This window comes from Enterobacter bugandensis (assembly GCF_900324475.1).
In the GTDB taxonomy this organism is placed as follows: domain Bacteria; phylum Pseudomonadota; class Gammaproteobacteria; order Enterobacterales; family Enterobacteriaceae; genus Enterobacter; species Enterobacter bugandensis.
Genome location: NZ_LT992502.1, coordinates 3,820,915 through 3,847,717, shown reverse-complemented (window position 1 = coordinate 3,847,717; position 26,803 = coordinate 3,820,915). Strand labels below are relative to the sequence as shown.

General features: G+C 56.1%; 26 protein-coding genes. 19 read left to right on the top strand and 7 right to left on the bottom strand.

What is annotated here, in order from left to right; genetic code table 11:
* Positions 1-60 precede the first annotated feature (60 nt).
* From DG357_RS18540 to wzz(fepE), 6 genes are all read left to right on the top strand, one after another.
* Positions 61-927 (top strand): LysR family transcriptional regulator, encoded by an 867-nt coding sequence (locus DG357_RS18540; protein WP_045629969.1) that lies wholly within the window; start codon positions 61-63, stop codon positions 925-927.
* 93 nt (positions 928-1,020) lie between these two features.
* Entirely contained in the window at positions 1,021-2,199 is a 1,179-nt protein-coding gene (locus DG357_RS18535; RefSeq protein WP_028014300.1) for an acetyl-CoA C-acetyltransferase, read from the top strand.
* A 235-nt stretch (positions 2,200-2,434) separates the two neighbouring features.
* Complete coding sequence (gene kduI, locus DG357_RS18530; protein WP_088204229.1) at positions 2,435-3,271, top strand: 5-dehydro-4-deoxy-D-glucuronate isomerase; 837 nt, start codon at positions 2,435-2,437, stop codon at positions 3,269-3,271.
* Positions 3,272-3,334: 63 nt separating this feature from the next.
* Positions 3,335-4,096, top strand: coding sequence for a 2-dehydro-3-deoxy-D-gluconate 5-dehydrogenase KduD (gene kduD, locus DG357_RS18525; RefSeq protein WP_003862835.1), 762 nt, complete (start codon positions 3,335-3,337; stop codon positions 4,094-4,096).
* A gap of 313 nt (positions 4,097-4,409) precedes the next feature.
* Entirely contained in the window at positions 4,410-5,825 is a 1,416-nt protein-coding gene (araE, locus tag DG357_RS18520; protein WP_028014298.1) for an arabinose-proton symporter AraE, read from the top strand.
* A 187-nt stretch (positions 5,826-6,012) separates the two neighbouring features.
* Entirely contained in the window at positions 6,013-7,137 is a 1,125-nt protein-coding gene (gene wzz(fepE), locus DG357_RS18515; protein WP_063437491.1) for an LPS O-antigen length regulator Wzz(fepE), read from the top strand.
* 37 nt (positions 7,138-7,174) lie between these two features.
* Here wzz(fepE) and DG357_RS18510 read toward each other — a convergent pair whose 3' ends face one another.
* A complete protein-coding gene (locus DG357_RS18510) occupies positions 7,175-7,498 on the bottom strand; it encodes a cupin domain-containing protein (protein WP_045260914.1) in 324 nt (107 codons plus the stop codon).
* Between the two features lie 133 nt (positions 7,499-7,631).
* Here DG357_RS18510 and DG357_RS18505 point away from each other — a divergent pair, with 133 nt between their 5' ends.
* Positions 7,632-8,324, top strand: a complete 693-nt coding sequence (locus DG357_RS18505) for an aspartate/glutamate racemase (protein ID WP_088204228.1) — start codon at positions 7,632-7,634, stop codon at positions 8,322-8,324.
* Here the strand turns inward: DG357_RS18505 and DG357_RS18500 are convergent.
* On the bottom strand, positions 8,319-9,245 hold the full coding sequence (locus DG357_RS18500) for a LysR family transcriptional regulator (protein WP_088204227.1): 927 nt from the start codon (positions 9,243-9,245) through the stop codon (positions 8,319-8,321). The two genes, DG357_RS18505 and DG357_RS18500, sit on opposite strands and share 6 nt — an antisense overlap.
* Before the next feature lie 122 nt (positions 9,246-9,367).
* On the opposite strand from DG357_RS18500, the gene lysA reads away from it, so the two are divergent.
* On the top strand, positions 9,368-10,630 hold the full coding sequence (gene lysA / locus DG357_RS18495; RefSeq protein ID WP_045629967.1) for a diaminopimelate decarboxylase: 1,263 nt from the start codon (positions 9,368-9,370) through the stop codon (positions 10,628-10,630).
* Here lysA and DG357_RS18490 read toward each other — a convergent pair.
* Positions 10,600-11,637, bottom strand: coding sequence for a LacI family DNA-binding transcriptional regulator (locus tag DG357_RS18490; protein ID WP_048960728.1), 1,038 nt, complete (start codon positions 11,635-11,637; stop codon positions 10,600-10,602). The two genes, lysA and DG357_RS18490, sit on opposite strands and share 31 nt — an antisense overlap.
* Positions 11,638-11,857: 220 nt before the next feature.
* On the opposite strand from DG357_RS18490, the gene DG357_RS18485 reads away from it, so the two are divergent.
* Positions 11,858-12,343: a GNAT family N-acetyltransferase gene (locus DG357_RS18485; RefSeq protein WP_088204226.1), complete on the top strand. Its 486-nt coding sequence runs from the start codon at positions 11,858-11,860 to the stop codon at positions 12,341-12,343.
* Here DG357_RS18485 and galR read toward each other — a convergent pair.
* Positions 12,304-13,320: an HTH-type transcriptional regulator GalR gene (galR, locus tag DG357_RS18480; protein WP_028014290.1), complete on the bottom strand. Its 1,017-nt coding sequence runs from the start codon at positions 13,318-13,320 to the stop codon at positions 12,304-12,306. The genes DG357_RS18485 and galR overlap by 40 nt on opposite strands.
* A 623-nt stretch (positions 13,321-13,943) precedes the next feature.
* Between galR and aas the strand changes: the two genes are divergently transcribed.
* Both aas and lplT read left to right on the top strand, forming a co-directional pair.
* Positions 13,944-16,103: a bifunctional acyl-ACP--phospholipid O-acyltransferase/long-chain-fatty-acid--ACP ligase gene (gene aas, locus DG357_RS18465; protein ID WP_088204225.1), complete on the top strand. Its 2,160-nt coding sequence runs from the start codon at positions 13,944-13,946 to the stop codon at positions 16,101-16,103.
* The gene (gene lplT / locus DG357_RS18460) at positions 16,096-17,289 is read left to right on the top strand and encodes a lysophospholipid transporter LplT (protein WP_059358098.1); all 1,194 of its coding nucleotides are present in this window, start codon (positions 16,096-16,098) and stop codon (positions 17,287-17,289) included. Before aas ends, lplT begins: the two co-directional genes overlap by 8 nt.
* 45 nt (positions 17,290-17,334) lie before the next feature.
* On the opposite strand, the gene DG357_RS18455 is transcribed toward lplT, so the two are convergent.
* The 3 genes from DG357_RS18455 to mutH form a co-directional block, all read right to left on the bottom strand.
* Positions 17,335-18,375 (bottom strand): NADP(H)-dependent aldo-keto reductase, encoded by a 1,041-nt coding sequence (locus DG357_RS18455; RefSeq protein ID WP_028014287.1) that lies wholly within the window; start codon positions 18,373-18,375, stop codon positions 17,335-17,337.
* A gap of 131 nt (positions 18,376-18,506) precedes the next feature.
* The gene (locus DG357_RS18450; RefSeq protein WP_014885085.1) at positions 18,507-18,725 is read right to left on the bottom strand and encodes a YgdI/YgdR family lipoprotein; all 219 of its coding nucleotides are present in this window, start codon (positions 18,723-18,725) and stop codon (positions 18,507-18,509) included.
* A gap of 128 nt (positions 18,726-18,853) precedes the next feature.
* Complete coding sequence (gene mutH / locus DG357_RS18445; RefSeq protein WP_088204224.1) at positions 18,854-19,546, bottom strand: DNA mismatch repair endonuclease MutH; 693 nt, start codon at positions 19,544-19,546, stop codon at positions 18,854-18,856.
* Between the two features lie 683 nt (positions 19,547-20,229).
* Here mutH and rppH point away from each other — a divergent pair.
* The 8 genes from rppH to DG357_RS18400 all read left to right on the top strand — a co-directional run bounded on the left by rppH (position 20,230) and on the right by DG357_RS18400 (position 26,794).
* Positions 20,230-20,760: an RNA pyrophosphohydrolase gene (gene rppH / locus DG357_RS18435; RefSeq protein WP_013098553.1), complete on the top strand. Its 531-nt coding sequence runs from the start codon at positions 20,230-20,232 to the stop codon at positions 20,758-20,760.
* A 12-nt stretch (positions 20,761-20,772) separates the two neighbouring features.
* Positions 20,773-23,019 carry a phosphoenolpyruvate--protein phosphotransferase gene (ptsP, locus tag DG357_RS18430; protein ID WP_028014285.1) on the top strand — a complete coding sequence of 749 codons (2,247 nt, stop codon included), beginning with the start codon at positions 20,773-20,775 and terminating at the stop codon, positions 23,017-23,019.
* A gap of 192 nt (positions 23,020-23,211) precedes the next feature.
* Positions 23,212-24,087 carry a prolipoprotein diacylglyceryl transferase gene (gene lgt / locus DG357_RS18425; protein ID WP_028014284.1) on the top strand — a complete coding sequence of 292 codons (876 nt, stop codon included), beginning with the start codon at positions 23,212-23,214 and terminating at the stop codon, positions 24,085-24,087.
* 6 nt (positions 24,088-24,093) lie between these two features.
* The gene (thyA, locus tag DG357_RS18420; RefSeq protein ID WP_047367463.1) at positions 24,094-24,888 is read left to right on the top strand and encodes a thymidylate synthase; all 795 of its coding nucleotides are present in this window, start codon (positions 24,094-24,096) and stop codon (positions 24,886-24,888) included.
* Between the two features lie 184 nt (positions 24,889-25,072).
* Positions 25,073-25,537, top strand: a complete 465-nt coding sequence (locus DG357_RS18415; protein WP_041908382.1) for a prepilin peptidase-dependent protein — start codon at positions 25,073-25,075, stop codon at positions 25,535-25,537.
* Entirely contained in the window at positions 25,528-26,088 is a 561-nt protein-coding gene (locus DG357_RS18410; RefSeq protein ID WP_088204222.1) for a prepilin peptidase-dependent protein, read from the top strand. Before DG357_RS18415 ends, DG357_RS18410 begins: the two co-directional genes overlap by 10 nt.
* Positions 26,085-26,486, top strand: a complete 402-nt coding sequence (locus DG357_RS18405; RefSeq protein WP_047367465.1) for a DUF2509 family protein — start codon at positions 26,085-26,087, stop codon at positions 26,484-26,486. Before DG357_RS18410 ends, DG357_RS18405 begins: the two co-directional genes overlap by 4 nt.
* Positions 26,471-26,794, top strand: coding sequence for a prepilin-type N-terminal cleavage/methylation domain-containing protein (locus tag DG357_RS18400; RefSeq protein WP_048960720.1), 324 nt, complete (start codon positions 26,471-26,473; stop codon positions 26,792-26,794). The genes DG357_RS18405 and DG357_RS18400 overlap by 16 nt, the downstream gene beginning before the upstream one ends.
* Positions 26,795-26,803: the final 9 nt, after the last annotated feature.

The following is a 26,803-nucleotide window of genomic DNA, read 5'->3' as shown; positions in this document are numbered from 1 at the left end:
TATTTTTATCGCTAAAGCTGATATATTAAAGATGGTATCCATCGATAAAGTAGATAGTTTATGCGCTATTCACCTGAAGCTCTTACCGCATTTGTTGAGACCGTTGCGGCAGGCTCTTTCTCTGCTGCCGCGCGCAGGCTGCGTAAAAGCCAGTCGACGATCAGCACCTCCATTGCCAACCTTGAAGCCGATCTGGGTTTCGAACTGTTTGACCGCTCGGCGCGCCAGCCGGTGTTAACGGTCCAGGGAGAACAGGTGCTGGGCTATGTGCAGGCCATTCTCGCCGCCAGCACGCGGCTGGATGAGCTGGCGGTGTCGTTAACGGCACAAACGGAGGCGCGTCTGACGTTTGTCCTCTCCGATACCCTCAACCCCGACGTGCTTGAAGATCTGATGAAGCAGTTTGACGCTCGCTTTCCCCACACGGAATTCGAATGCCTGATTGGCGAGGAAGAGGACGTGATCGATCTGCTGCAAAAGGAGCGCGCGCAGGTGGGGCTGACGGAAGCGCGAGACGGTTATCCTACGGATATTGGCGCTACCCGGCTGCCGGTGCAGACCCGAATGGCGATATATGCCGCGACCACGCATCCGCTCGCCGGACAACACGAGGTGCAGAGCGACGAGCTGCACGGCTGGCGGGAGCTGAGGCTCAGTACCTACCTTGAGCGCGAGGCTGAGATCGCGCGCGGGCCCGTCTGGTCAGCGCCGAACTACCTGTTACTGCTGAGTATGGCCGTCCAGGGGTTCGGCTGGTGCGTGCTGCCGTGCGCGCTGGTGGATGAATTCGCCGCCGCGAAGTCGCTGGTACAGCTCAATGTTCCCGGCTGGCCACGGGCGATCGGCATCGATCTACTGTGGAATAAACGATCCCCTCCCGGCGTGGCCGGAAGCTGGCTGCGGCAGTATCTGCAGGATGCACGCTAATCCTTGTGATTAAACTCACTATTTTTAAACAATTAAGATAATTGCCAGTAACAATCCTCTACTATCGTCATGTCATTTAACACAGAGGTCGTGATGAAAGATGTCGTAATAGTGGGTGCGTTGCGTACGGCTATCGGCTGTTTTCAGGGAGCGCTTGCGCGTCACTCGGCGGTTGACCTGGGCAGCGTGGTCGTTAAAGCGCTGGTGGAACGTAGCGGGATCGCAGCCCATGAAGTTGATGAGGTGATCCTGGGGCAGGTTCTTACGGCCGGTGCCGGGCAAAACCCTGCGCGTCAGGCGGCGCTGAAGGGCGGGCTGCCCAACACCGTTTCCGCCATTACCATCAACGACGTCTGTGGTTCAGGGTTAAAAGCGCTGCATCTCGCCACCCAGGCCATTCAGTGCGGTGAAGCGGATGTGGTTATAGCTGGCGGACAAGAGAACATGAGCCGCGCGCCGCACGTTCTCACCGATAGCCGAACCGGCGCGCAGCTGGGTAACAGCCAGCTGCTCGACAGCCTCGTGCATGACGGGCTGTGGGATGCGTTCAACGACTATCATATGGGCGTGACGGCAGAAAACCTGGCGCGCGAGTACGGCATTAGTCGCGAATTGCAGGACGCCTATGCGCTCAGTTCGCAGCAAAAAGCGCGTGCCGCGATTGATTCCGGTCGCTTTCGCGACGAGATTGTCCCGGTCAGCACGCAGCGTCAGAACGGCGAGGCGATCGTCGTCGATACTGATGAACAGCCGCGCACGGATGCCAGCGCAGAAGGCCTGGCGAGACTGAATCCCGCGTTTGAAACGCAGGGCTCGGTCACCGCGGGCAATGCCTCGTCCATTAACGACGGTGCCGCCGCCGTGATGATGATGAGCGAAAGCAAAGCCCTTGAGCTCGATCTCCCCGTGCTGGCCCGCATTAAGGCGTTTGCCAGCGTGGGCGTGGATCCAGCGTTAATGGGGATTGCGCCGGTCTACGCTACCCGTCGCTGCCTGGAGCGCGCAGGGTGGCAACTTTCGGATGTCGATCTGATCGAAGTGAACGAAGCCTTTGCCGCGCAGGCGATCTCGGTCGGCAAAATGCTGGAGTGGGATCCGCTGCGGGTCAACGTGAACGGCGGTGCAATTGCGCTGGGTCATCCCATCGGCGCGTCCGGCTGCCGAATCCTGGTTTCGCTGGTCCACGAAATGAAAAAGCGAAACGCGCGCAAAGGGATCGCTACCCTCTGTATAGGCGGCGGACAGGGCGTGGCGCTCGCCATCGAACGTTAATTTCTCCCCACTTAAAAAACCTCCTTCGGGAGGTTTTTTTTATCGTGTTCTTCTCTTCATGGGAAGTAATCGTGATCCGCGCGTCATTTCTGTTATAAACAAAAATAAAAAATGAAACGTTGTTTTAATTGCAATTGAAAACCCTATTTTATGCCGCTAGTATGTGCTCATCATAAAACGAAACGTCGTTTCGTTTAATTTCTGCCTTCGGGCATGACCACATCTGGAGGTTACCGTGGACGTCAGACAAAGCATCCACAGCGCGCACGCCAAAACGCTGGATACTCAGGGACTGCGCAGCGAATTTTTAGTTGAGCAGGTGTTCGAAGCCGATAAATACACCATGGTCTATAGCCACATCGACCGCATTATCGTGGGCGGCATTATGCCGGTGGCGAAAACTGTCTCCGTGGGCGGTGAAGTAGGCAAGCAGCTGGGCGTAAGCTACTTCCTGGAGCGTCGTGAACTGGGCGTGATTAATATTGGCGGGCCGGGCACGATTACCGTGGACGGCCAGTGCTACGAGATTGGCCATCGCGACGGGCTGTACGTCGGCAAAGGGGCGAAAGAGGTGGTCTTTGCCAGCATCGACGGCGGTAAACCCGCGAAGTTTTACTACAACTGCGCCCCGGCGCACACCACTTATCCAACCAAAAAAGTAACGCCCGCTGACGTTGCGCCCGTGACGCTGGGCGACAACCTCACCAGCAACCGCCGCACCATCAATAAATACTTCGTGCCGGATGTGCTGGAAACCTGCCAGCTCAGCATGGGTCTGACCGAGCTTGCGCCAGGCAACCTGTGGAACACCATGCCGTGCCATACCCACGAACGCCGCATGGAAGTCTACTTCTACTTCAACATGGATGAAGACGCCTGCGTGTTCCACATGATGGGACAGCCTCAGGAAACTCGCCATATCGTCATGCATAACGAGCAGGCGGTGATTTCACCCAGCTGGTCTATTCACTCCGGCGTGGGGACGAAAGCCTATACCTTCATCTGGGGGATGGTTGGAGAAAACCAGGTCTTCGATGATATGGACCACGTCGCGGTTAAGGATCTGCGCTAGTCGCGGGCAGTTAAGCATACATCTGCCTGTTGATGACAGGCGCTGAAAGAGTAAGGAACAAACATGATTCTGGATGCATTTTCTCTGCAGGGTAAAGTGGCCGTGGTTTCCGGGTGTGACACCGGACTGGGCCAGGGGATGGCGTTAGGCCTGGCGGAAGCGGGCTGTGATATCGTCGGGATTAACATCGTTGAGCCCACGGAAACCATCGAACGCGTAACCGCGCTGGGCCGCCGTTTTCTCAGCCTGACCGCCGACCTGCGTAAAATCGACGCTATTCCGGAGCTGCTGGATCGCGCGGTGGCGGAATTTGGCCATATCGACATTCTGGTCAACAACGCGGGGCTGATCCGCCGTGAAGACGCGATTAACTTCAGCGAGACCGACTGGGACGATGTCATGAACCTGAACATCAAGAGCGTGTTCTTTATGTCCCAGGCGGCGGCGAAGCACTTCATCGCGCAGGGCAAGGGCGGCAAGATCATTAACATCGCGTCGATGCTCTCCTTCCAGGGCGGCATCCGCGTGCCGTCTTACACCGCATCGAAAAGCGCGGTGATGGGCGTGACCCGCCTGCTGGCGAACGAATGGGCGCAGCACAACATCAACGTCAACGCGATTGCGCCGGGCTACATGGCCACCAACAACACCCAGCAGCTTCGCGCGGACGAAGAACGCAGTGCGGCGATCCTGGAGCGTATTCCGGCGGGCCGCTGGGGGCTGCCGAGCGATCTGATGGGGCCGGTAGTGTTCCTGGCTTCCCCGGCATCAGACTATATCAATGGTTATACCGTCGCGGTTGATGGCGGCTGGCTGGCGCGATAACCTAACTTATGACAAATACCTCTGCTCTTCGGCGGAGGTTTTTTTTGCTTAAAATTTGTCAAAGTCCATATTGATAAACACGAAAAATCCATATTTAAAAATCATAGATGACTGCCATCACACTTTTATTACTTAAAAATTAAGGCGTTAGTAAAATTAGGTGTTTATCCAGCATTAGTTGAAATTGTAATGTCCATCACAGATCGCTATGCCATAGCGAAATAATCCATATCTTCACGAATTCCGGCCTGACACTTTTCCCCGCTATCTCGTAATTTCATTTAACGAATTTTGCTGTTGAGGCAGGAAAAATATGACATCTATAAATGACTCTACCCTGATGCCCGCCGCGCTGCGCGATACCCGCCGCATGAACCAGTTTGTCTCCATTGCGGCAGCCGTGGCCGGTTTGTTGTTCGGCCTGGATATCGGCGTTATCGCCGGGGCGCTGCCGTTTATTACCGATCACTTTACGCTGAGTAACCGCCTGCAGGAGTGGGTGGTGAGCAGCATGATGCTCGGCGCGGCCATCGGTGCGCTGTTTAACGGCTGGCTTTCGTTTCGCCTTGGGCGTAAATACAGCCTGATGGTCGGGGCTGTCCTGTTTGTTGCCGGGTCCATTGGTTCGGCGTTTGCCACTAACGTTGAAGTGCTGCTGCTCTCCCGCGTACTGCTGGGCGTGGCGGTGGGGATTGCCTCCTACACCGCGCCGCTGTATCTCTCCGAAATGGCGAGCGAGAACGTGCGCGGCAAGATGATTAGCATGTACCAGCTGATGGTGACGCTGGGCATCGTGCTGGCGTTCCTGTCCGATACGTACTTCAGCTACAGCGGTAACTGGCGGGCGATGCTCGGCGTGCTGGCGCTGCCTGCGGTAGTGCTGATTGTTTTAGTGATCTTCCTGCCCAACAGTCCGCGCTGGCTGGCACAAAAAGGGCGTCACGTGGAAGCGGAAGAGGTGCTGCGCATGCTGCGCGACACGTCTGAGAAAGCGCGTGAAGAGCTGAACGAGATCCGCGAAAGCCTGAAGCTGAAGCAGGGCGGCTGGTCGCTGTTTAAGGCTAACCGCAACGTGCGCCGCGCGGTGTTCCTCGGCATGTTGCTGCAGGCGATGCAGCAGTTCACGGGGATGAACATCATCATGTATTACGCCCCGCGCATCTTCAAAATGGCCGGTTTTACCACCACCGAACAGCAGATGATCGCCACGCTGGTGGTGGGGCTGACCTTTATGTTCGCCACCTTTATTGCGGTGTTCACCGTCGATAAAGCCGGACGTAAACCGGCGCTGAAAATTGGCTTTAGCGTGATGGCGCTCGGTACGCTGATCCTCGGCTACTGTCTGATGCAGTTTGATAACGGCACGGCGTCCAGCGGCCTCTCCTGGCTCTCCGTGGGCATGACCATGATGTGTATTGCTGGCTACGCGATGAGCGCCGCGCCGGTGGTGTGGATCCTGTGCTCTGAAATTCAGCCGCTGAAATGTCGCGATTTTGGTATCACCTGTTCCACCACCACCAATTGGGTGTCGAACATGATCATCGGCGCGACCTTCCTGACGCTGCTGGATGCGATTGGCGCGGCGGGAACCTTCTGGCTCTATACGGTGCTGAACGTTGCATTTATTGGCGTGACATTCTGGCTAATTCCAGAAACCAAAGGCGTGACGCTGGAACATATTGAACGCAAGCTGATGAGCGGGGAGAAACTGCGAAATATCGGCGTGTAAGGGTTAATGCCGGGTAAGCTCAGCGCCACCCGGCGTTTTGTTAGCGTGATGCTGAATAACTACCAACTTTGATAGCAATTCCTCAGATAGTCCATTCTCGCGTTCAGATTATTCTTAGTTTCTTGTATTATCGGGCAACTGAACTCACCCGGCAGGAATTTACTGCACCCGAAACAGAAGAACGGCTATGTCAGCAATGGATTTCAAAAAAAATACGGACCTCGATTTTCCCTCATATGCTCCTCCAGCAGTCAGTTCAAAAGAGATCGATCTTCTGGGCCTGTTAGATATTCTGATTACCGCGAAAAAACGTATTGCCACCATTATCTTTGTTTTCGCGCTGGCAGGTCTGGCAATTGCGCTTCTACTGCCGCAAAAATGGACCAGTAAAGCGGTGATCACTCCGGCGGAACAGACACAGTGGAACCCGCTGAGCCAGATGATGGTTGCGCTGCAGGTTCTTGATGTGAAGGTGCCGGTTACCCGTCAGGAAGTCTTTGACCTGTTTATTAAAAAATTCCAGTCGCAGTCATTGCTTGAAGAGTATATGACCTCTTCCCCTTACGTGATGGCGCAGCTCAAGAATGCGCAAGTGGACCCGCTTGAACTGCACCGTGCGGTTGTCAATATTGCAGACAAAATGAAAGCGGTGAATGATGTTCAGGGAAAAGATGCGGATAAAGCGCCTTTCGTCTCCTGGACATTGAGCTTCACCGCGCCGACCGCAGCCGATGCCCAATCCGTTCTGGAGGGGTATATCAACTATATCTCGGCAATTGTTGAGAAAGAAACGGTGCAGAATATCCGCAACCAGATCGCCCTCAAAACGAACGAGGTAGAGCAGCAGCTGACGCTCGACCGCGTTCGTCTGACCAATGTACATAACACCAACCTGCAGCGGCTGAACTATTCGCTGGAAGTGGCGAATGCGGCGGGCATTAAGAAGCCCGTTTATAGCAACGGACAGGGGATAAAAGACGATCCGGATTACTCCGTTGCGCTCGGGGCTGACGGTATCGCGGAAAAGCTAAGGATTGAAAAAAATCTGAAGGATGTGACGGAGCTGAACGCGGACTTCCAGAACCGGGAATATTACCTGGCGCAGCTGAAACAACTCTCCTTCGCAGACGTTAAGCTTGAGCCATTCAGGTATCAGCTTTCGCCATCGATGCCGGTGAAAAAAGACGGCCCGGGCACAGGCATGATTGTCATTCTGGCGGCGATCCTTGGCGCTCTGTTTGCCTGCGGCAGCGTATTACTCCGTGAGGCCATGCTCAGCCGAAACCCATTGCCAGAGCCGGTAACGGAATAAATTCTGCACACATGAAGGCGCTGCAACAGCGCCTTTTTTATTTCAGGAAATCCTCGCGAACAGGCGTAAAGGTGTCCAGCAGCGTGCCGGCCCTGAGGCAGACGCAGCCGTGCATCACATGTGGTTTTTTGTAGAGGGTATCTCCCGCCGTCACGACATGCTTCTCTTCACCAATGGTAAACTCAAATTCACCAGAGAGAACATAGGTTAACTGTTCGTGCGGGTGGTTATGCAGTGGGCCAATCGCGCCCTGCTCAAACTGTACTTCAACCGCCATCATCCTGCCGCCGTGGGCCAGCACGCGACGCGTAACGCCGTTCCCCAGATCTTCAGACGCGGTCTCTTTGTGGAACATAAACATGGCTTAGCCCTTCATAATAAAACAGTGTTTTATTTAATTTACATTGGCCAGCTTAAAAAGAAAACGACGTAATAAAGAACTGGAAACAGGATCACAAGTTTGCTTCACTGGCTTAAACAGATAAGGAGCGATGATGAAAACGATTGGCCTGATAGGTGGGATGAGCTGGGAATCGACAATCCCTTATTACCGCCTGATTAACGAAGGCGTAAAGCAGCGTCTGGGCGGCCTGCACTCCGCGAGCCTGCTGCTGCACAGCGTTGATTTTCATGAAATCGAAGCCTGCCAGTCGAGCGGCGAATGGGATAAAGCCGGAGAAATCCTGGCTGATGCCGCGCTGGGGCTGGAGCGTGCGGGGGCGCAGGGCATTCTGCTGTGTACCAACACGATGCACAAAGTGGCCTCGCACATTGAAGCGCGCTGTTCGCTGCCGTTCCTGCACATCGCGGACGCCACCGGACGCGCCATTCGCGCTTCGGGAATGTCGCGCGTGGCCTTGCTGGGCACACGTTACACCATGGAGCAGGATTTCTATCGCGGGCGCTTGCACAGCGAGTTTGGGATTGAAAGCCTGATCCCGGATGAGGGGGACCGGGCGCGCATCAATCAGATTATCTTCGACGAGCTCTGCCTCGGAACCTTCAGCGAAACCTCCCGCGCATATTACGTCAGCGTAATAGATAAACTGGCGCAGCAAGGGGCTGAAGGGGTGATTTTCGGCTGCACGGAGATCGGTTTGCTGGTGCCGGCCGAACGAAGCCCCATCCCGGTGTTTGATACCGCGGCCATTCACGCGGCAGATGCCGTAGAATATATGCTGTCATAACGGGTTTTGCAGGTCAGGTAAGCGAAGCGCCACCTGACGCGCATGCTCAACTAAATGTTCGTTGAATGCGTCCACCAGCGCGGAAGCCGGACGGTGCAGCGGGCGGATAAGGCTTACGGTGAACGGGACGGAAACGCTAAAACGGCGGATGACGATCCCGCTTCCTGCATAGTCCAGCGCCGTAAGCGGATTGACGACCGCAACGCCAACGCCCGCGCGCACCATCGCGCATATTGACGCCGCGCTGTGGGTTTCAACGACCATCCGCCGCTTCACCTGATGCTCAGAAAAAAGCGTATCCAGCAGCTGCCGGTAGCTGTCCGTTTGCGACAGGCTAATGTAGTTTTCACCATGAAAATCTGCGGGCGTCAGCACTGCTTTGTGGGCAAGCCGATGCCCGGCGGGCAGAACGCACACTTCATCCAGCGCGAGCAGTTCCGTGCGCGCCGTTCCTGCGGGTGTCGAGAGGGTTTCGGTTAACCCGAGATCGTGCCGCTGTGCCGACAGCCACTCTTCAAGCAGAGGCGACTCCTGCGGGACGATGGTGAGATTGACCTCAGGATAGCGGGCCAGAAAAGGCTGGAGCAGCGTCGGTAAGAAGGACTGAGAGAAGACGGGCAGGCAGACAATCGACAGCTCGCCCTGACGAAACTCGCGCAGGCTTTCCGCCGCGCTGACGATTCTGTCCAGCCCGTACCATGAGCGCTGCACTTCCTCAAACAGGCGCAACCCCTGCACCGTCGGGTGAAGCCTGCCCCGGGCGCGTTCGAACAGCTTCAGCCCCAGCACTTTCTCGAAGCGCGCCAGCTCGCGGCTGACCGTCGGCTGCGAGGTATGCAGCATCTGCGCGGCTTCGGTGAGATTGCCGGCGGTCATCACGGCGTGAAAAATCTCGATGTGGCGTAAATTGACGGCGGGCATAGGGCACCTGAAAGCAAGGAACTGTCCATATCATTTTTGCATAGACTCGCGATAAAACGATATTTTTTATTCTGCTGCCGCTGTGGCGTAATCATAAAAAATGAATTGAACCGGAGAAGACCATGCCACGCCCGCTCAACCAGACGGATACCGATTTGAACGCTGAAAACCTGCTGCGCCTGCCCGCCGAGTTTGGCTGCCCGGTATGGGTCTACGACGCGCAGATCGTTCGCGAGAAGATCGCCGCCCTGCATCAGTTTGACGTGGTGCGTTTTGCCCAGAAGGCCTGCTCCAATATTCATATTCTGCGCCTGATGCGCGAGCAGGGCGTGAAGGTTGACTCCGTATCGCTGGGTGAAATCGAGCGTGCGCTGGCGGCAGGCTTTGATCCGAAAACCGATCCTGACGCGATCGTCTTTACCGCGGATGTGATCGACGACGCCACGCTTGCGCGCGTGCATGAACTGCAGGTGCCGGTGAACGCCGGTTCTGTGGATATGCTGGAGCAGCTTGGGCAGGTTTCACCCGGCCATCGCGTCTGGCTGCGCGTCAACCCGGGCTTTGGACATGGCCATAGCCAAAAAACCAACACCGGGGGCGAAAACAGCAAGCACGGGATCTGGTATGCCGACATGCCTGCCGCGCTTGAGGTACTGCAGCGCTACAGCCTGAAGCTGGTCGGTATTCATATGCACATTGGCTCCGGCGTCGATTACGGGCACCTGGAGCAGGTGTGCGGGGCGATGGTGCGCCAGGTTGTCGACTTCGGTCAGGATCTGGAGGCGATCTCCGCCGGTGGAGGTCTTTCCATTCCTTATCGTGAAGGGGAAGAGGCGATCGACACCGATCACTATTACGGCCTGTGGAGCGCCGCGCGCGATCAAATTGCCGCGCATCTGGGCCATGCCGTGAAGCTGGAAATTGAGCCGGGTCGTTTCCTGGTAGCCGAAGCCGGCGTGCTGGTGGCGCAGGTACGCAGCGTCAAAGAGATGGGCTCCCGCCACTTCGTGCTGATTGATGCAGGCTTTAACGACCTGATGCGTCCGTCCATGTACGGCAGCTACCATCACATTACCGCCCTGGCTGCTGATGGCCGCGATTTAACGCACGCGCCGCGCCGCGAGACGGTTGTCGCAGGCCCGCTGTGTGAATCCGGTGATGTGTTTACCCAGCAGGAAGGTGGCAAAGTTGAAACCCGTGCGCTGCCCGAGGTGAAGCCGGGCGATTACCTGGTGCTGCACGACACCGGGGCGTACGGAGCGTCTATGTCCTCGAACTACAACAGCCGTCCGCTGCTGCCGGAAGTGCTGTTTGATAACGGCAAGGCGCGGTTGATCCGTCGTCGCCAGACCATTCAGGAACTGCTGGCGCTGGAACTCGTTTGATTAAAGTACGGCCCCGTTGTGACCGAATCGCGTAATACCAGCGTGCCGGTAAACGGCGGGATCGCATCGACCGGCTGGTTCTTCGCCAGCCGGATCGCCTGATCGATAGCCGTGACGATCATGTTATCTATCGGCAGATAAACCGATGACAGCGCAGGCTCCAGCCACTTTGCGCTTGGGGCATCGTCAAAGCCGAACAGGGAGATATCCTGCGGGATCTTAAGCCCTGCCTGATGCAGCGCTTTGGACGCGCCCAGCGCCATATCATCGTTACAGGCAAACAGCGCGCTGAACGATACCCCTTCAGCAATCAGCTCCTTACACAGCTCATAGCCCCGCGTCATTCCCGCATCACCGTACTTTATTCGACGCTCGTCCAGACGAATGCCGTGCTTTTCCAGCGCCTTACGGTAGCCCATCAGCCGCGCTTTACCCGTGGGGGTGTGGATCGGAACGGTAATGCAGGCGATCTCCCGGTGGCCCTGATTGATCAGGTAATCCACCGCCTTAAACGCGGCATCCTGTTGTTCGAAGAACACGCAGCGCTCCGGTGCCTGGCTGACTTCACGGTTGATGACCACCAGCGGCGTTTGCACGCTATTAATCAGCTTGATGATCGCTTTTTCGCTCATATAGCGCGTGTAAAGCACGATGGCATCGCACTGGCGGTCGGCCAGCATTTGCACCGCCTGCTCTTCCTGCTCTGGCGCGTCGTGACCGTCGGTGACGATCAGCTGTTTCCCGTGGGTTTCGGTCTGCCGCGACGCCTGCTGCAAAAGACGACCAAAGTAAAAGCCGTCGAAGGTAGAGACGACCAGACCAATGCTGTTGCTGGTCTGGTTAGCCAGCGAACGCGCGAGAAAGTTTGGGCGGTAGCCCAGCTCTTCCATCGCAGCAAAGACCTGCTGACGCGTGCTCTCTTTAACCTGACCTGTGCCGTTCAGCACGCGCGAGACGGTAGCCTTCGACACGCCCGCGCGCAGTGAGACATCCAGCATTGTTGCCATTCTACATTCCTGCTTCCACGTAATGGTTTGCAGTTTAACACAGACCTGACAGCGTATAAGCGATGCGGGAAGCGCAAAACTTCTGCCACGATCACGCTTTTTGGTCACGATTCGCCTGGCCTGCCGGAAGTAAAACTAAATAGTCTGACTCTGGTAAAATAATCGCCAAACCGGGCTGGAGGCGTCAGGCCAGCATATTCCTTAAAAACGCAGGTGAAACGTGAAAAAGACCGTCATTCTCCCGCTTTACGAGGCACCGCGCTATGCGGAGCAGGTCACCGACTGGCTCTGGCAGGCCTTTGGCGAGGGGCTTGCGCGGGATTTTTTCCATAGCATCATCGAGCACAGCCAGACGCCGGGTGCCCTGCCGCTGACCTTTATCGCCGTAGAGGATGAACGGCTTCTCGGGACGGTGGGACTCTGGCGCTGTGATTTGATTACCCGTCAGGATCTCTGTCCGTGGCTGGCGGCGCTCTACGTTGACGACGCGGCGCGCGGCAAGGGGCTGGCAGGAAAGTTACAGCAGCATGTTATACGCTTCGCCGCACGGGCCGGGTACGAGGAACTTCATCTCTGGTCTGCCTGCCGCGACTTCTATGAACGTTACGGCTGGCAGTATATTGGCGATGGGCTGGAGTATCCGGATAAAACGGTACACCTGTATCGCTATTCGCTCTGCGCGTCAGCGGGCGCAGCAACGGAGTGACGGCGCACTAACGTTGGGCTGAAGAGATGGGTAATCTCCGGCGGCTGGCGTTGTTCGGCCAGCGCCAGCGCCAGCTCTGCGGCCTGGGTGGCCATCGTGATGATGGGGTAGCGTACGGTGGTCAGGCGCGGGCGCACGTACCGGGAGACCAAAACATCGTCGAAGCCAATTAGCGAGATTTCCGCCGGCACCTCGATCCCGTTGTCATTCATGACGCCCATTGCCCCGGCGGCCATCGAATCGTTATAGCTGGCGACCGCGGTGAAATTCCGTCCGCGACCCAGCAGCTCCGTCATGGCCTGTTCGCCGCCGCTCTCATCCGGTTCACCGTAGGCCACCAGACGGTCATTGCACGGCAGACCGTTTTCGCGCAGGGCGTCGTAGTAGCCCTGCAGGCGGTCTTCCGCATCAGAAATGGGGTGATTGGAGCAGAGATAGCCAATCCGGGTATGACCCTGTTGAATCAGATGACGGGTCGCAAGCCAGGCGCCGTAGCGGTCGTCGAGGGCTACACAGCGTTTTTCAAAGCCGGGGATAATACGGTTGATAATCACCATGCCGGGCATCTGCTTCATCAGGTGAATTAGCTCGGCATCCGGGATCATTTTGGCGTGTACCACCAGCGCAGCGCAGCGGTGGCGGATCAGCTGCTCGATGGCCTGGCGTTCTTTTTGTTCATTATGATAGCCATTGCCGATCAGCAAAAAATTACCCGTCTGATAAGAGACCTGTTCAACCGCTTTTACCATGGCACCGAAAAAGGGATCGGAAACGTCTCCCACCACCAGCCCAATAGTCTCTGTTGACTGCTGGGCGAGCGCGCGGGCGTTGGCATTCGGATGGTAGTTCAGGGTTTCCATGGCGCTTTGTACCGCCTGGCGTGATGCGTCACTGGCTTTGGGTGAATCATTAATCACGCGGGAGACGGTAGCTACCGACACACCTGCCAGACGAGCCACATCCTTTATTGTCGCCATTTATAACCTTCTTATTTGGGGTAAGCGTTTACACACTGAATAGTGTTGCGGAAAAGTGACGTCCATTCAAGGGAAGCCGGTTTCCGCGCGCCACAAACGTGACGCAGACCAACCCTGGTAGTGTAATCGTTACACGCCTGGTCATGTCAGAAGAATGTCATTCTGAACCTTTAGTTACACTTTGCCTCAGGCTGTTGCGATTGTCCGGTGGCGATGACGTTAAAGAGGTTGGTAGAGTCGAGATCCCAGAGGTATTGATAGGTGGAATCAACTCCGGTTGATTAACACGACTTACACCAGCCTGCGTTCTTACGCAGGTTTTTTTTGCCTGACAGTTCAACCTGTAACAGCAAAAGAGAATATTCACACCTGGTTGCATTTCGGCTCATTCCCTTGCGTTTTCCTGCTGGCGAAGCGCAGGGTCAACAGCCACAATCAAGATCCCAGAGGTATTGATTGGTGAGAATTCTTGGTACGGTTTCGTACTCATCTCTTGCACCAGCCTGCGCGGATGCGCAGGTTTTTTTTCGCCTCCATTTTTGCTGTCGCTCCCATATCACTTCTCGTGTAATCTGCCACCATTTACTGTCAACCCACCACACTGTCTGGCAAAGGGAGTTGAGATGCTATTTGGGTTTTTCCGTACACTGTTCCGTATTCTTTTTCGCATCCGCGTCACTGGCGATGCCCAGGCGCTTCGTGGCGAGCGCGTTCTTATCACACCCAATCATGTTTCCTTTATAGACGGCATCCTGCTTGCGCTGTTTCTGCCCGTGCGTCCGGTGTTTGCGGTCTATACCTCCATCAGCCAGCAGTGGTATATGCGCTGGCTCACCCCACTGATCGATTTCGTACCGCTTGACCCGACAAAGCCGATGATGATTAAACACCTGGTACGTCTGGTAGAGCAGGGGCGTCCGGTGGTCATTTTCCCGGAAGGGCGCATTTCAGTGACCGGTTCGCTGATGAAAATCTACGACGGCGCGGGGTTTGTCGCGGCGAAATCAAACGCGACCGTGGTGCCGCTGCGCATTGAAGGCGCGGAGTTGACCCATTTCAGCCGCCTTAAGGGGCTGGTGAAGCAGCGTCTGTTCCCCAAAATCACCCTGCATATTCTGCCGCCAACGTCGTTACCGATGCCGGAAGCGCCGCGTGCCCGCGATCGCCGTAAAATCGCCGGGGAAATGCTGCACCAGATTATGATGGAAGCGCGCATGGCCGTTCGTCCGCGCGAAACGCTGTATGAATCCCTGCTTTCGGCGCAGTACCGCTACGGCGCGAAGAAAAACTGCATTGAAGACATCAACTTTACCCCTGATACCTATCGTAAACTGCTGACCAAGACGCTGTTCGTGGGCCGCATTCTTGAGAAGTACAGCAAAAAGGGCGAAAAGATCGGCCTGATGCTGCCAAACGCGGGCATCAGCGCGGCGGTGATTTTTGGTGCGGTTTCCCGTGGCCGTATACCGGCGATGATGAACTACACGGCGGGCGTGAAAGGGCTGACCAGCGCCATTACCGCCGCCCAAATCAATACCATCTTTACCTCCCGACAGTTTCTGGACAAAGGCAAGCTGTGGCATCTGCCGGAACAGCTGACCCAGGTACGCTGGGTCTTCCTGGAAGATCTAAAAGCGGACGTGACCACCGGCGACAAGCTGTGGATTTTTGCGCATCTGCTGGTGCCGCATCTGGCTCAGGTCAAACAGCAGCCGGAAGATGACGCGATTATCCTTTTCACGTCGGGTTCGGAGGGTAACCCGAAAGGCGTCGTCCACAGCCACAAGAGTATTCTGGCGAACGTTGAGCAGATTAAAAGCATCGCCGACTTTACCGCGAATGACCGCTTTATGTCGGCGCTGCCGCTGTTCCACTCCTTTGGCCTGACGGTGGGGCTGTTCACGCCGCTGCTGACCGGTGCCGAGGTGTTCCTCTATCCCAGCCCGCTGCACTACCGCATCGTGCCGGAGCTGGTGTATGACCGTAACTGCACCGTCCTGTTCGGGACCTCAACCTTCCTGGGTAACTATGCCCGTTTCGCCAATCCGTATGATTTCTTCCGCGTTCGGTACGTGGTGGCCGGTGCGGAAAAGCTGCAGGAGAGCACGCGTCAGATCTGGCAGGACAAGTTTGGCCTGCGCATTCTTGAAGGTTATGGCGTTACCGAGTGTGCGCCCGTGGTCTCGATTAACGTGCCGATGGCGGCGAAACCGGGTACGGTGGGGCGAATTCTGCCGGGGATGGATGCGCGCTTGCTGGCGGTGCCGGGCATTGAGGACGGTGGCCGCCTGCAGCTGAAAGGGCCGAACGTGATGAACGGTTACCTGCGCGTGGAAAACCCGGGCGTGCTGGAAGCGCCAACGGCGGAAAACGTCAACGGCGAGATTGAAACCGGCTGGTACGACACCGGTGACATCGTTCGTTTCGATGAGCAAGGCTTTGTACAGATTCAGGGGCGCGCAAAACGCTTCGCCAAAATCGCCGGTGAGATGGTCTCTCTGGAAATGGTTGAACAACTGGCGACGGCCGTGTCCGCCGAGAAGATGCACGCCACGGTCGTGAAGAGCGATGCCAGCAAAGGCGAGGCGCTGGTGCTGTTTACCACTGATGCTGAGCTTAAGCGCGACAGGTTACTGAGCTATGCGCGTGAACACGGTATTCCTGAACTGGCCGTGCCGCGCGATATTCGCTACCTGAAGCAGCTTCCGGTGCTGGGTAGCGGCAAGCCCGATTTCGTGACCCTGAAAGGTATGGTTGAAGAGGCGGAACAGCAAAATGCGTGAGTCAGTACACACTAACACCTCGCTGCGTTCAAAAGGCATGATGGCGGTCATCGCCGCGCAGTTTCTCTCTGCGTTCGGTGATAACGCGCTGCTGTTTGCCACGCTGGCGCTGCTGAAAGCCGAGTTTTACCCTGACTGGAGTCAGCCGATCCTGCAGATGGTGTTTGTGGGCGCTTACATTATCTTTGCCCCGTTTGTGGGGCAGGTGGCGGACAGCTTCCCGAAAGGCCGGGTGATGATGTTTGCCAACGGTCTCAAGCTGCTGGGCGCTGCCAGTATATGTTTTGGTTTTAATCCGTTTGTTGGCTATACGCTGGTGGGCATCGGTGCTGCCGCCTACTCCCCAGCGAAGTATGGCATTCTCGGAGAACTGACCACGGGCGATAAACTGGTGAAAGCCAACGGCCTGATGGAGTCGTCAACGATTGCCGCTATCCTCCTCGGCTCCGTCGCGGGTGGCGTGCTGGCCGACTGGCATGTTCTGGCGGCCCTGGGCGTGTGTGCAGTGGTGTATGGTGGGGCGGTCGTGGCTAACCTGTTTATTCCGAAGCTGCCGGTGGCTCGCCCGGGCCAGTCCTGGCGCTTTAAACCAATGACCGGCAGTTTCTTTAACGCGTGCCGCGTGCTGTGGCGTAACGGGGAAACGCGCTTCTCCCTGATGGGAACCAGTATGTTCTGGGGGGCGGGCGTCACGCTGCGCTTCCTGCTGGTTCTGTGGGTACCCGTGGCGCTGGGGATTACGGACAATGCGACGCCGACCTATCTGAATGCGATGGTGGCGATCGGGATTGTGGCTGGGGCGGGCGCGGCGGCGAAGCTGGTGACGCTTGAAACGGTTGCACGCTGCATGCCAGCGGGGATCCTGATTGGCCTCGTGGTGCTTATTTTCTCGCTGCAACATGCGTTATTGCCCGCTTATGCTCTGTTGATCCTGATTGGTATTCTGGGGGGCTTCTTCGTGGTACCGCTGAATGCGTTACTCCAGGAGCGTGGCAAGCAGACCGTCGGGGCGGGGAATGCCATTGCGGTTCAAAATCTCGGTGAAAACCTGGCCATGTTGTTAATGCTGGGGCTCTACTCGCTGGCGGTAAAAGTGGGTGTCCCGGTGGTGGCGATTGGCGTCGGATTTGGTGGGCTGTTCGCGGCGGCGATTGCGGGATTGTGGGTCTGGCAGCGTCGCCGTTAATAAGTAGCCGGGTGGCGGCTTCGCCTTACCCGGCAAAAGCATCAGCTACGGCGCAGGATAGGTATAAACCTGATGCACCGCTTCAATCTCGGCTAACACCTCTTCACTCAGGTTCAGATGGAAACTCTCAATGTTAGTTTTCAGCTGTTCCATGGTCGTCGCGCCAAGCAGGGTACTGGCAACAAACGGCTGACGGCGCACGAAGGCCAGCGCCATCTGCGCCGGATCCAGGCCGTGGCGCTTCGCGATATCCACATAGGCTGCAACGGCTTTCTGCGTCTGCTCGCCGCTGTAGCGGGTAAAGCGGCTAAAGAGGGTATTACGCGCCCCGGCCGGTTTCGCACCGTTCAGGTATTTCCCCGTCAGGGTGCCGAAACCGAGGCATGAATAGGCGAGCAGTTCCACTTCCTCATATTGCGTCACTTCGGCCAGCCCCACCTCGTAGCTGCGGTTAAGCAGGCTGTACGGGTTCTGGATGGTGACGATGCGCGGCAGATCGTGTTTATCCGCCAGGTGCAGATAGCGCATTACGCCAAAGGCCGTTTCGTTGGACACGCCAATGTAGCGGATTTTTCCCGCGCGCTGGCATTCGGTCAGCGCCTCCAGCGTTTCCAGCAGCGTAACGGCGGGGGCGCTCTCGTTCCAGCTATACCCGAGCTTGCCAAAACAGTTGGTTGGACGCTGCGGCCAGTGGACCTGGTAAAGGTCGAGATAGTCGGTTTGCAGGCGCTTCAGGCTCGCGTCCAGCGCGGCGCGGATATTTTTGCGATCGAGGATTTGGTTTGGGCGGATCCCGGCATCGTTGTTTCGCGCGGGGCCACTCACTTTCGAGGCGATAACCAGCTTTTCTCGGTTACCGCGTTTTGCCAGCCAGTTACCGACGTAGGTTTCGGTAAGTCCCTGCGTTTCAGGGCGTGGAGGCACAGGGTACATCTCTGCGACATCAATCAGGTTAATCCCCTGGCTGACGGCATAATCGAGTTGTGCATGGGCATCGGCTTCGCTGTTTTGTTCACCAAATGTCATCGTGCCCAACCCCAGTTGACTTATCTCCAGAGCGCTGTGGGGGATACGGTGATAATGCATAGCCGGCTTCCTTCAATAGACATGTAGACCGCGTCAGGAACCTCCCGACAAAGGAATATAAACATGGCAGAGGGAAAGCAAAAGGGGAAGAAAAAAATCAAAAAGGCCAGTAGGCTACTGACCTCCGACTGTTATCGCTCAATAATTTGCGAGACTTCGTCGCGATTGATCTGCATTTTATTGCCTGCCTGGTCGTGGTAGCTGACCAGACCAGTATCATCGTCGACTTCAGGTTTACCGTCAGTCAGGATCATCCGGCCGTCTTTCGTCGCCATGACGTAATCACTGCTGCAGCCCGAAACGGCAAACGCCAACCCGACTGCTGAAATTAACACCGCCCATTTTTTCATCGTTATCGTCCTCATCTGGCTCGTATCAAATCATAGTGTAGTATTAACCCGTTATAGCAACAGGGTGAAGCGGTAAAATCTTAAAAACCAGGCGATTATGTTTGTGAGCTCGCAAAATAAGTAAAAAACTATGTTTTAAGTAAGAAATGACGAGCAAGCAGCGCGCCGGTGAAATTTTTTTTGAGATAAAAACCGCGCGGCAGCGTCAGTATGGGTTCGCCCATCGCGCCGATCGCCTCGGTAAGCGCTTTGCTGTTTGCCGCTTTCGGGCGCAGCTGTAACACTTCTCCGTGCCGGGCGGTAATTCGCTCGACCTGACCGAGCACAATCATGTCCATCAGTTCTTCCCAGTCCAGGCGCAACTGATGCTCCTCTTCTTCATCCGGGCTCCAGAGCAGCGGCGCGCCAACGCGGCGTTCAGCTAACGGGATCTGCCGTTCGCCTTCAACCGGAACCCAAAGCACGCGATTCAGCTTATGGCGCACGTGGCTGGTTTCCCACGTTACGCCGGTATTGCCGGTTAAGGGCGCAACGCAGACAAAGGTAGTCTCCAGGGGCCGACCCTGGCGGTCGATAGGAATAGTTTTTAACTCTACGCCAAGGGCCGCGAAATCTTGCTCTGGCTTGCTCCCGGCGCTTGCCCCCAGCCACAGCTCCAGAAGCATGCCGATCCAGCCCTTATCTCGTTTCAGATCCTTCGGGATCTGTAGCTCTGCCATCGCCGCCAGTTCGCCCAGCGAGAAGCCTGCAAGGCGCTGAGCCTGCTGTAGCAACTGGCTTTCGCTCGAAGGCGGTGAGAGCAAGGGTGAAAGCGGATGCATGACGATAACCTTTTGATTAAAAAATAAACGAAGAAACAGTCCCCTGTGGATAGAGTTTAACTTTTTCTGTACCAATATTCCATGTGCATGATTTATAGGTTTTTTTATGAAGTTTTCACGGTTTCATCAGGGACGCAAAACGGGTTGTTCAAATCTGGTCACTGACAATAAACAGGATCTTACACCATGTTATCCACAGAAAAATGGGATAACTGGGCATAACCCTGACTACTGTTTCAATTTACAGCCTTGACGTGCGACGAAAATCCAAATTTCAGACAAATTGTGCCTAACTTATTGGCACAATCTGTGGATAAAACCGACGCTGTTCGATCTTTCATCAGCACGACGATCCCTGCTGTGACGATCGTCACGCTATTCTGCATTTTGTTTGTCGATATGAATATAAACTAATGAAAAATATGACTTTATGTTGAAGGAGAGAAATGGGAGGGCAGAGGCCATTTCAGGTTGTTCATCGGTAATCAGACACTTCTTCACAACTATATCCACAGAAAAGGTGAATAAAATTGCCCTTGAGAACGCACATCTGTTTATAACTCTGCGCTTATTTGTGAGTTATTCAAATGTTATTAGGTTGCAGGCCTGTAAGAGAGTGGTTTACCGCCTCACTGTAGTGTGAAACAATCATTCATATATAAGGTTTAGTTTGGGGTAGTCCGGTGATTGATGACGATGGCTACCGCCCGAACGTAGGAATAGTAATTTGTAATCGTCAGGGCCAGGTCATGTGGGCCCGTCGATATGGTCAGCACTCCTGGCAGTTCCCGCAAGGCGGGATCAATCCGGGAGAGTCCCCAGAACAAGCGATGTACCGGGAGCTTTTTGAAGAGGTCGGTTTAAGCCGAAAAGATGTTCGCATCCTTGCCTCGACCCGCAACTGGTTGCGTTACAAGTTACCGAAACGTTTGGTGCGTTGGGACACAAAGCCGGTTTGTATCGGCCAGAAACAGAAGTGGTTTCTTCTGCAGTTGGTGGGCAACGATTCGGACATCAATATGCAAACCAGCAGTACGCCGGAGTTCGATGGCTGGCGCTGGGTGAGCTATTGGTATCCTGTTCGTCAGGTCGTGTCATTTAAGCGCGATGTTTACCGTAGGGTGATGAAAGAGTTTGCAAGTGTGGTGATGCAGCTTCAGGAGATCCCGCCTAAGCCGCAGAGCGCACCTGCCTGGCGACGTAAAAGAGGTTAAGCTACGCAAATCATGCTCACCCGCTTGCGAGAAATAGTCGAGAAGGTGGCCAGCGCTCCGCGCCTCAACGAGGCGCTGAATATTTTGGTCACTGACATCTGTCTTGCGATGGAGACCGAGGTCTGTTCGGTGTATCTGGCCGACCACGATCGGCGCTGCTATTACCTGATGGCGACCCGCGGTTTGAAAAAGCCGCGGGGGCGCACCGTAACGCTCGCATTTGATGAGGGTATCGTCGGTCTGGTTGGGCGGCTGGCTGAACCTATCAACCTTGCCGACGCGCAAAAACACCCCAGCTTTAAATACATCCCTTCCGTAAAAGAAGAACGCTTCCGCGCGTTTCTGGGTGTGCCGATTATTCAGCGTCGTCAGCTACTTGGTGTGCTGGTCGTCCAGCAGCGCGAGCTGCGTCAGTATGATGAAAGCGAAGAGTCCTTCCTCGTCACGCTGGCGACACAGATGGCGGCGATCCTCTCTCAGTCTCAGCTTGCTGCGCTCTTTGGTCAGTACCGCCATACGCGCATTCGCGCCCTTCCGGCCTCGCCAGGGGTGGCGATTGCGGAAGGCTGGATGGACGCCACGCTGCCATTGATGGAGCAGGTCTACGAAGCCTCTACGCTTGATGAAGCGCTGGAGCGCGAGCGTCTTACCGCCGCGCTGGAAGAGGCGGCCAATGAGTTCCGACGCTACAGCAAGCGCTTTGCCGCTGGTGCGCAAAAAGAGACGGCGGCCATCTTCGACCTCTACTCGCACCTGCTTTCCGACGCGCGTCTGCGCCGTGAGCTTTTTGCTGAGGTTGATAAAGGCGCAGTCGCGGAGTGGGCGGTTAAAAAGGTCATCGAAAAATTTGCCGAGCAGTTCGCTGCACTGACCGACGGTTATCTGAAAGAGCGGGCGGGAGATCTCCGCGCGCTGGGACAGCGCCTGCTGTTCCACCTCGATGACACCATTCAGGGGCCGAATGCCTGGCCAAAACGGTTTGTGCTGGTGGCCGATGAACTTTCGGCAACAACGCTGGCCGAGCTGCCGCAGGACAGACTCGCCGGGGTTGTCGTACGTGATGGTGCAGCGAACTCCCATGCCGCCATTATGGTGCGCGCGCTCGGTATCCCCACCGTTATGGGGGCGGATATTCAGCCCTCGGTGCTGCACCGCCGCACGCTGGTGGTTGATGGTTACCGCGGTGAACTGCTGGTCGATCCTGAGCCGGTTCTGCTCCAGGAATATCAGCGTCTCATCAGCGAAGAGAATGAATTAAGCAAGCTGGCGGAAGATGACGTTAACCTGCCCGCGCAGCTGAAAAGCGGAGAGCGGATCAAAGTCATGCTCAACGCCGGCTTAAGCCCCGAGCACGAAGAGAAGCTTGGCAGCCGAATCGACGGGATCGGTTTATACCGCACTGAAATCCCCTTCATGCTGCAGAGCGGTTTCCCCTCCGAAGAGGAGCAGGTGGCGCAGTATCAGGGGATGTTGCAGATGTTCAACGACAAGCCTGTCACCCTGCGAACCCTGGATGTCGGGGCGGATAAACAGCTGCCGTATATGCCCATCAGCGAAGAGAACCCGTGTCTGGGCTGGCGCGGGATCCGCATTACGCTCGATCAGCCGGAGATCTTCCTGATCCAGGTGCGCGCGATGCTGCGCGCCAACGCCGCGACGGGCAATCTCAGTATCCTGCTGCCGATGGTCACCAGCATAGATGAAATCGACGAAGCGCGGCGCCTGATCGAACGTGCTGGTCGTGAAGTGGAAGAGATGATTGGCTATGCGATCCCGAAACCACGGATCGGCGTCATGCTCGAAGTGCCATCTATGGTCTTTATGTTGCCGCAGCTGGCAAATCGCGTTGATTTTATCTCTGTCGGTACCAACGACCTGACGCAATATATTCTGGCCGTCGACCGGAACAACACCCGCGTCGCCAGTATCTACGATAGCCTGCACCCGGCGATCATTCGCGCGCTGGCGATGATTGCCCGTGAGGCTGAACAGTACGGTATTGATCTCCGCCTGTGCGGTGAAATGGCCGGAGACTCGATGTGCGTTGCGATCCTGATTGGTCTGGGGTATCGCCATCTGTCGATGAACGGCCGCGCAGTAGCGCGCGTGAAGTATTTGTTGCGGCATATCGACATCAATGATGCCCGCGAGCTGGCTGAGCGCAGCCTTGAGGCGCAGCTGGCCGCAGAGGTTCGTCACCAGGTGGCGGCATTTATGGAACGGCGCGGTATGGGCGGCCTGATCCGCGGTGGTCGCTAATCGTCTTTCGTCCTCTCCTTGTGGAGAGGGCGCCAGCGCGCACAAAAACCTATACACATCTTTTACATCTCTGGCGCATCCTCCGCGCCCGCCTTATGCTATGATTCGCAACTTTGGAGCCTCTGCTTAAGGCAGAATCGCATGTCTACCGCTGTCCACTTTCAGCGGAATAACAACATCTTGTGGTGACAGATGAACAGTGGTTATCTGCATTTTCCGGAGTTTGATCCGGTCATTTTCTCAGTAGGACCTGTTTCGCTTCACTGGTACGGTCTGATGTACCTGGTGGGCTTTATTTTTGCCATGTGGCTCGCGGGCCGTCGCGCCAGCCGTCCTGGCAGCGGCTGGACCAAAAACGAAGTTGAAAACCTGCTGTACGCGGGCTTCCTCGGCGTGTTCCTCGGTGGCCGTATTGGGTATGTACTGTTCTATAACTTCCCGGTGTTCCTGAACGATCCCCTCTACCTGTTCCGCGTCTGGGACGGCGGCATGTCCTTCCACGGCGGCCTGATTGGGGTGATCCTGGTGATGGTGATTTTTGCCAAACGCACCAAACGCAACTTCTTCCAGGTGTCAGATTTTATCGCACCGCTGATCCCGTTTGGTCTGGGGGCGGGTCGTCTGGGCAACTTTATTAACGGTGAGCTGTGGGGCCGCGTTGACCCAAGCGTGCCGTACACGATGCTCTTCCCGGGCTCCCGCGCGGAGGATATCGCGCTGCTGCCGTCGCACCCGGAGTGGCAGTCCATTTTCGATACCTATGGCGTGCTGCCGCGTCATATGTCCCAGCTGTATGAGCTGGCGCTGGAAGGCGTGGTGCTGTTTATCATCCTCAATCTGTTTATTCGCAAGCCGCGCCCGATGGGAGCTGTTTCCGGACTGTTCCTGATTGGCTATGGCGCGTTCCGCATCATCGTTGAATTCTTCCGCCAGCCGGATGCGCAGTTTACCGGCGAATGGGTACAGTACATCAGCATGGGGCAGATCCTCTCCATTCCGATGATTGTCGCGGGTGCCATTATGATGATTTGGGCGTATCGTCGTCGTCCACAGCAACAACTTTCCTGAGGAACCATGAAACAGTATCTTGAATTGATGAAAAAAGTGCTCGATGAGGGCACGCCGAAAAACGACCGTACCGGTACCGGTACGCTCTCCATTTTTGGCCACCAGATGCGCTTCAATCTGCAAGAAGGCTTCCCTCTGGTGACGACGAAGCGCTGCCACCTGCGCTCGATCATTCATGAACTGCTCTGGTTCCTGCAAGGCGACACCAACGTTGCGTATCTGCACGAAAATAACGTCTCCATCTGGGACGAATGGGCAGATGAAAACGGCAACCTGGGCCCGGTTTACGGCAAGCAGTGGCGCGCATGGCCAACGCCTGATGGCCGCCATATTGACCAGATCACCACCGTGATGAACCAGCTGAAAAACGATCCGGACTCGCGCCGAATCATCGTTTCCGCCTGGAACGTGGGCGAGCTGGATAAAATGGCGCTGGCTCCGTGCCACGCGTTCTTCCAGTTCTATGTCGCAGACGGCAAGCTCTCCTGCCAGCTCTACCAGCGCTCCTGTGACGTGTTCCTCGGCCTGCCGTTTAACATTGCCAGCTATGCGCTGTTAGTCCACATGATGGCGCAGCAGTGCGACCTGGAAGTGGGTGATTTCGTCTGGACAGGTGGGGACACCCATCTTTACAGCAATCATATGGAACAGACGCATCTTCAGCTCACTCGTGAACCGCGCGCGCTGCCGAAGCTGATTATCAAACGCAAACCGGAATCGATCTTCGATTACCGCTTTGATGATTTTGAGATTGAGGGGTACGACCCGTACCCTGGTATCAAAGCGCCCGTCGCTATCTGATGCGGTAAAGCGTGACATAACCGGTGCTGTTTAGCGCCGGTTTTTTTTCGTCTTTATTTCGTTTTCCGAGGCGTTATCCAGAAAACGTGCAACGCGCTGCAACTCTCCTGATACTTCGGATAACGCCTCGTAAAACCATTATTCACCGCTCGCCACGCCCACGGCGAATCGCCACACTTCCCGCATGAAAAAAGAGAACGGCTTTACGCTTATCGAAACGCTGGTGGCAGTCTCGCTGGTTGTCATACTCAGCGCCTCAGGTCTGTACGGCTGGGACAGCTGGCAGCGGCAGCAGCGGCTGTGGCAAACCGCCAGCCAGGTGCGCGACTATCTGGTGTTTCTGCGAAATGATGCCAACAGGTACAACCGCGATCATCACATAACCCAGCTGCGGGTTGGGGAACAGCAGTGTCTGGTGAGCGCTGCCGTGCAAGGCTGTGAGAAGGGCAGCCCCTTTGTTCTGATTCCACTCTGGCCAGAGGTCGCGGTGAGCGAGGTCACACCGTCATTAGGCTTCTATGGGTTAAGGGATACGGCATGGGCAGGGCGGATACGCGTGCAAAGCCGTGCCGGAGAATGGCTTATCCTGATCTCAGACGGAGGGCGCATCAGAATGTGTAAGGTCTCACAAGGAGGTTCATGTCGATGAGACAACGCGGTTTCTCGCTGACAGAAGTTCTGATTGCTACGGCCATCAGTAGCCTGTTGTTGATTGGCGCATCGCGCTTTCTACCCGGATTGCATCAGGCGGTATTACTGCAATCCGGCCAGAGAGAGCTGGAAGAAGAGGTCTGGCAGCGCCTGTTTGCTCTCGGCAAACAGCTTCAGCGTGCGGGTTACTGTGCTGGGAACTGCCAGGGGCAAGGGCTGGCGATCGCAAGGCAGGGCAGCTGCGTCATTGTTCGGTGGGATGCCAACAGTAACGGTCGTTGGGATCGCAGTGCATCAGAAAACGACAGCACCGGTTTTCGTCTGGAATCGGGCGCGCTGGAAACGCTTCGTGGGGCAACCTCGTGTGAAGGTCAGGGATGGGAAAAGCTCACGGACCCGGACAGGCTCGCCATCGCGCATTTTGTGGTGAGGAAAGTAACACACGCCGGGTTTGCGCCGGAGCTGAATATCGAACTGTCCGCCCTGCGCAACGGCGATCAAGGAGAGCCTTATCAGGCTTTGTATACGGTCACGGGGTACAACCTGTGAACCGTCAACGCGGTATGTCTTCGCTGGCGCTGGTTCTACTTTTACTGGTACTTGGTACGCTGATCCTCACCGGCCTTAACCAGCAGCTGACAACGTTCAGCGCGCTCGTTGGCGGAGAGAGCCGTTCGCTGCAGCAGCAGGCTTCTGTACAGTCAGCGCTTGAGTGGGGACGCGTTCAGAGCTGGTCACCCGATCCTGAAGTCCAGTGCAAAAAGGCACCCGCCTGGCAAGTGTGTTTGCGGCGGCTGAGTGAGACCACTGTTTTACTGATTGCCGGAGTCAACGACCTGCTACTCTGGCGTTCAGGAGAGATTATTGACGGTAATATTCGCTTTTCGCCTCACGGCTGGAGTGATTTTTGCCCGCTAAAGGAACGTTCGCTATGCCAGCTGCCGTAAGCAAAGAAAAAGGATTTAGCATGGTTGAGGTCCTGCTGGCGATGATGCTGCTGGTCATCATCGTCACGGCACTGGCCGGCTATCATCGGGCGCTGGCGGCGCGGTTTACGCTGTTTAACCAGTATCGTCAGCTCTGGCACCACGCCTGGAATCAGGCTCAGCTCTCAACAAATGTTCTGCCCGCAGGCTGGCAGGCCAGTCGGGTGCAGACAACGCACGCAGGATGTGTCAGCATCACGGTTACACTTATTTCTCCTCTGGGGCGACGCGGTGAAATAACGCGTCTGCATTGCCCGGTTAGCCAGTAGTCGGGAGCG

What these genes read in the sequence shown, in the direction of transcription:
- DG357_RS18540 (WP_045629969.1), top strand. Translation starts at nt 61, where the DNA reads ATGCGCTATTCACCTGAAGCTCTTACCGCATTTGTTGAGACCGTTGCG.
- DG357_RS18535 (WP_028014300.1), top strand. Translation starts at nt 1,021, where the DNA reads ATGAAAGATGTCGTAATAGTGGGTGCGTTGCGTACGGCTATCGGCTGT.
- kduD (WP_003862835.1), top strand. Translation starts at nt 3,335, where the DNA reads ATGATTCTGGATGCATTTTCTCTGCAGGGTAAAGTGGCCGTGGTTTCC.
- araE (WP_028014298.1), top strand. Translation starts at nt 4,410, where the DNA reads ATGACATCTATAAATGACTCTACCCTGATGCCCGCCGCGCTGCGCGAT.
- DG357_RS18510 (WP_045260914.1), bottom strand. Translation starts at nt 7,498, where the DNA reads ATGTTTATGTTCCACAAAGAGACCGCGTCTGAAGATCTGGGGAACGGC.
- DG357_RS18505 (WP_088204228.1), top strand. Translation starts at nt 7,632, where the DNA reads ATGAAAACGATTGGCCTGATAGGTGGGATGAGCTGGGAATCGACAATC.
- DG357_RS18500 (WP_088204227.1), bottom strand. Translation starts at nt 9,245, where the DNA reads ATGCCCGCCGTCAATTTACGCCACATCGAGATTTTTCACGCCGTGATG.
- lysA (WP_045629967.1), top strand. Translation starts at nt 9,368, where the DNA reads ATGCCACGCCCGCTCAACCAGACGGATACCGATTTGAACGCTGAAAAC.
- DG357_RS18490 (WP_048960728.1), bottom strand. Translation starts at nt 11,637, where the DNA reads ATGGCAACAATGCTGGATGTCTCACTGCGCGCGGGCGTGTCGAAGGCT.
- galR (WP_028014290.1), bottom strand. Translation starts at nt 13,320, where the DNA reads ATGGCGACAATAAAGGATGTGGCTCGTCTGGCAGGTGTGTCGGTAGCT.
- aas (WP_088204225.1), top strand. Translation starts at nt 13,944, where the DNA reads ATGCTATTTGGGTTTTTCCGTACACTGTTCCGTATTCTTTTTCGCATC.
- lplT (WP_059358098.1), top strand. Translation starts at nt 16,096, where the DNA reads ATGCGTGAGTCAGTACACACTAACACCTCGCTGCGTTCAAAAGGCATG.
- DG357_RS18455 (WP_028014287.1), bottom strand. Translation starts at nt 18,375, where the DNA reads ATGCATTATCACCGTATCCCCCACAGCGCTCTGGAGATAAGTCAACTG.
- DG357_RS18450 (WP_014885085.1), bottom strand. Translation starts at nt 18,725, where the DNA reads ATGAAAAAATGGGCGGTGTTAATTTCAGCAGTCGGGTTGGCGTTTGCC.
- mutH (WP_088204224.1), bottom strand. Translation starts at nt 19,546, where the DNA reads ATGCATCCGCTTTCACCCTTGCTCTCACCGCCTTCGAGCGAAAGCCAG.
- ptsP (WP_028014285.1), top strand. Translation starts at nt 20,773, where the DNA reads ATGCTCACCCGCTTGCGAGAAATAGTCGAGAAGGTGGCCAGCGCTCCG.
- lgt (WP_028014284.1), top strand. Translation starts at nt 23,212, where the DNA reads ATGAACAGTGGTTATCTGCATTTTCCGGAGTTTGATCCGGTCATTTTC.
- thyA (WP_047367463.1), top strand. Translation starts at nt 24,094, where the DNA reads ATGAAACAGTATCTTGAATTGATGAAAAAAGTGCTCGATGAGGGCACG.
- DG357_RS18415 (WP_041908382.1), top strand. Translation starts at nt 25,073, where the DNA reads ATGAAAAAAGAGAACGGCTTTACGCTTATCGAAACGCTGGTGGCAGTC.
- DG357_RS18410 (WP_088204222.1), top strand. Translation starts at nt 25,528, where the DNA reads ATGTCGATGAGACAACGCGGTTTCTCGCTGACAGAAGTTCTGATTGCT.
- DG357_RS18400 (WP_048960720.1), top strand. Translation starts at nt 26,471, where the DNA reads ATGCCAGCTGCCGTAAGCAAAGAAAAAGGATTTAGCATGGTTGAGGTC.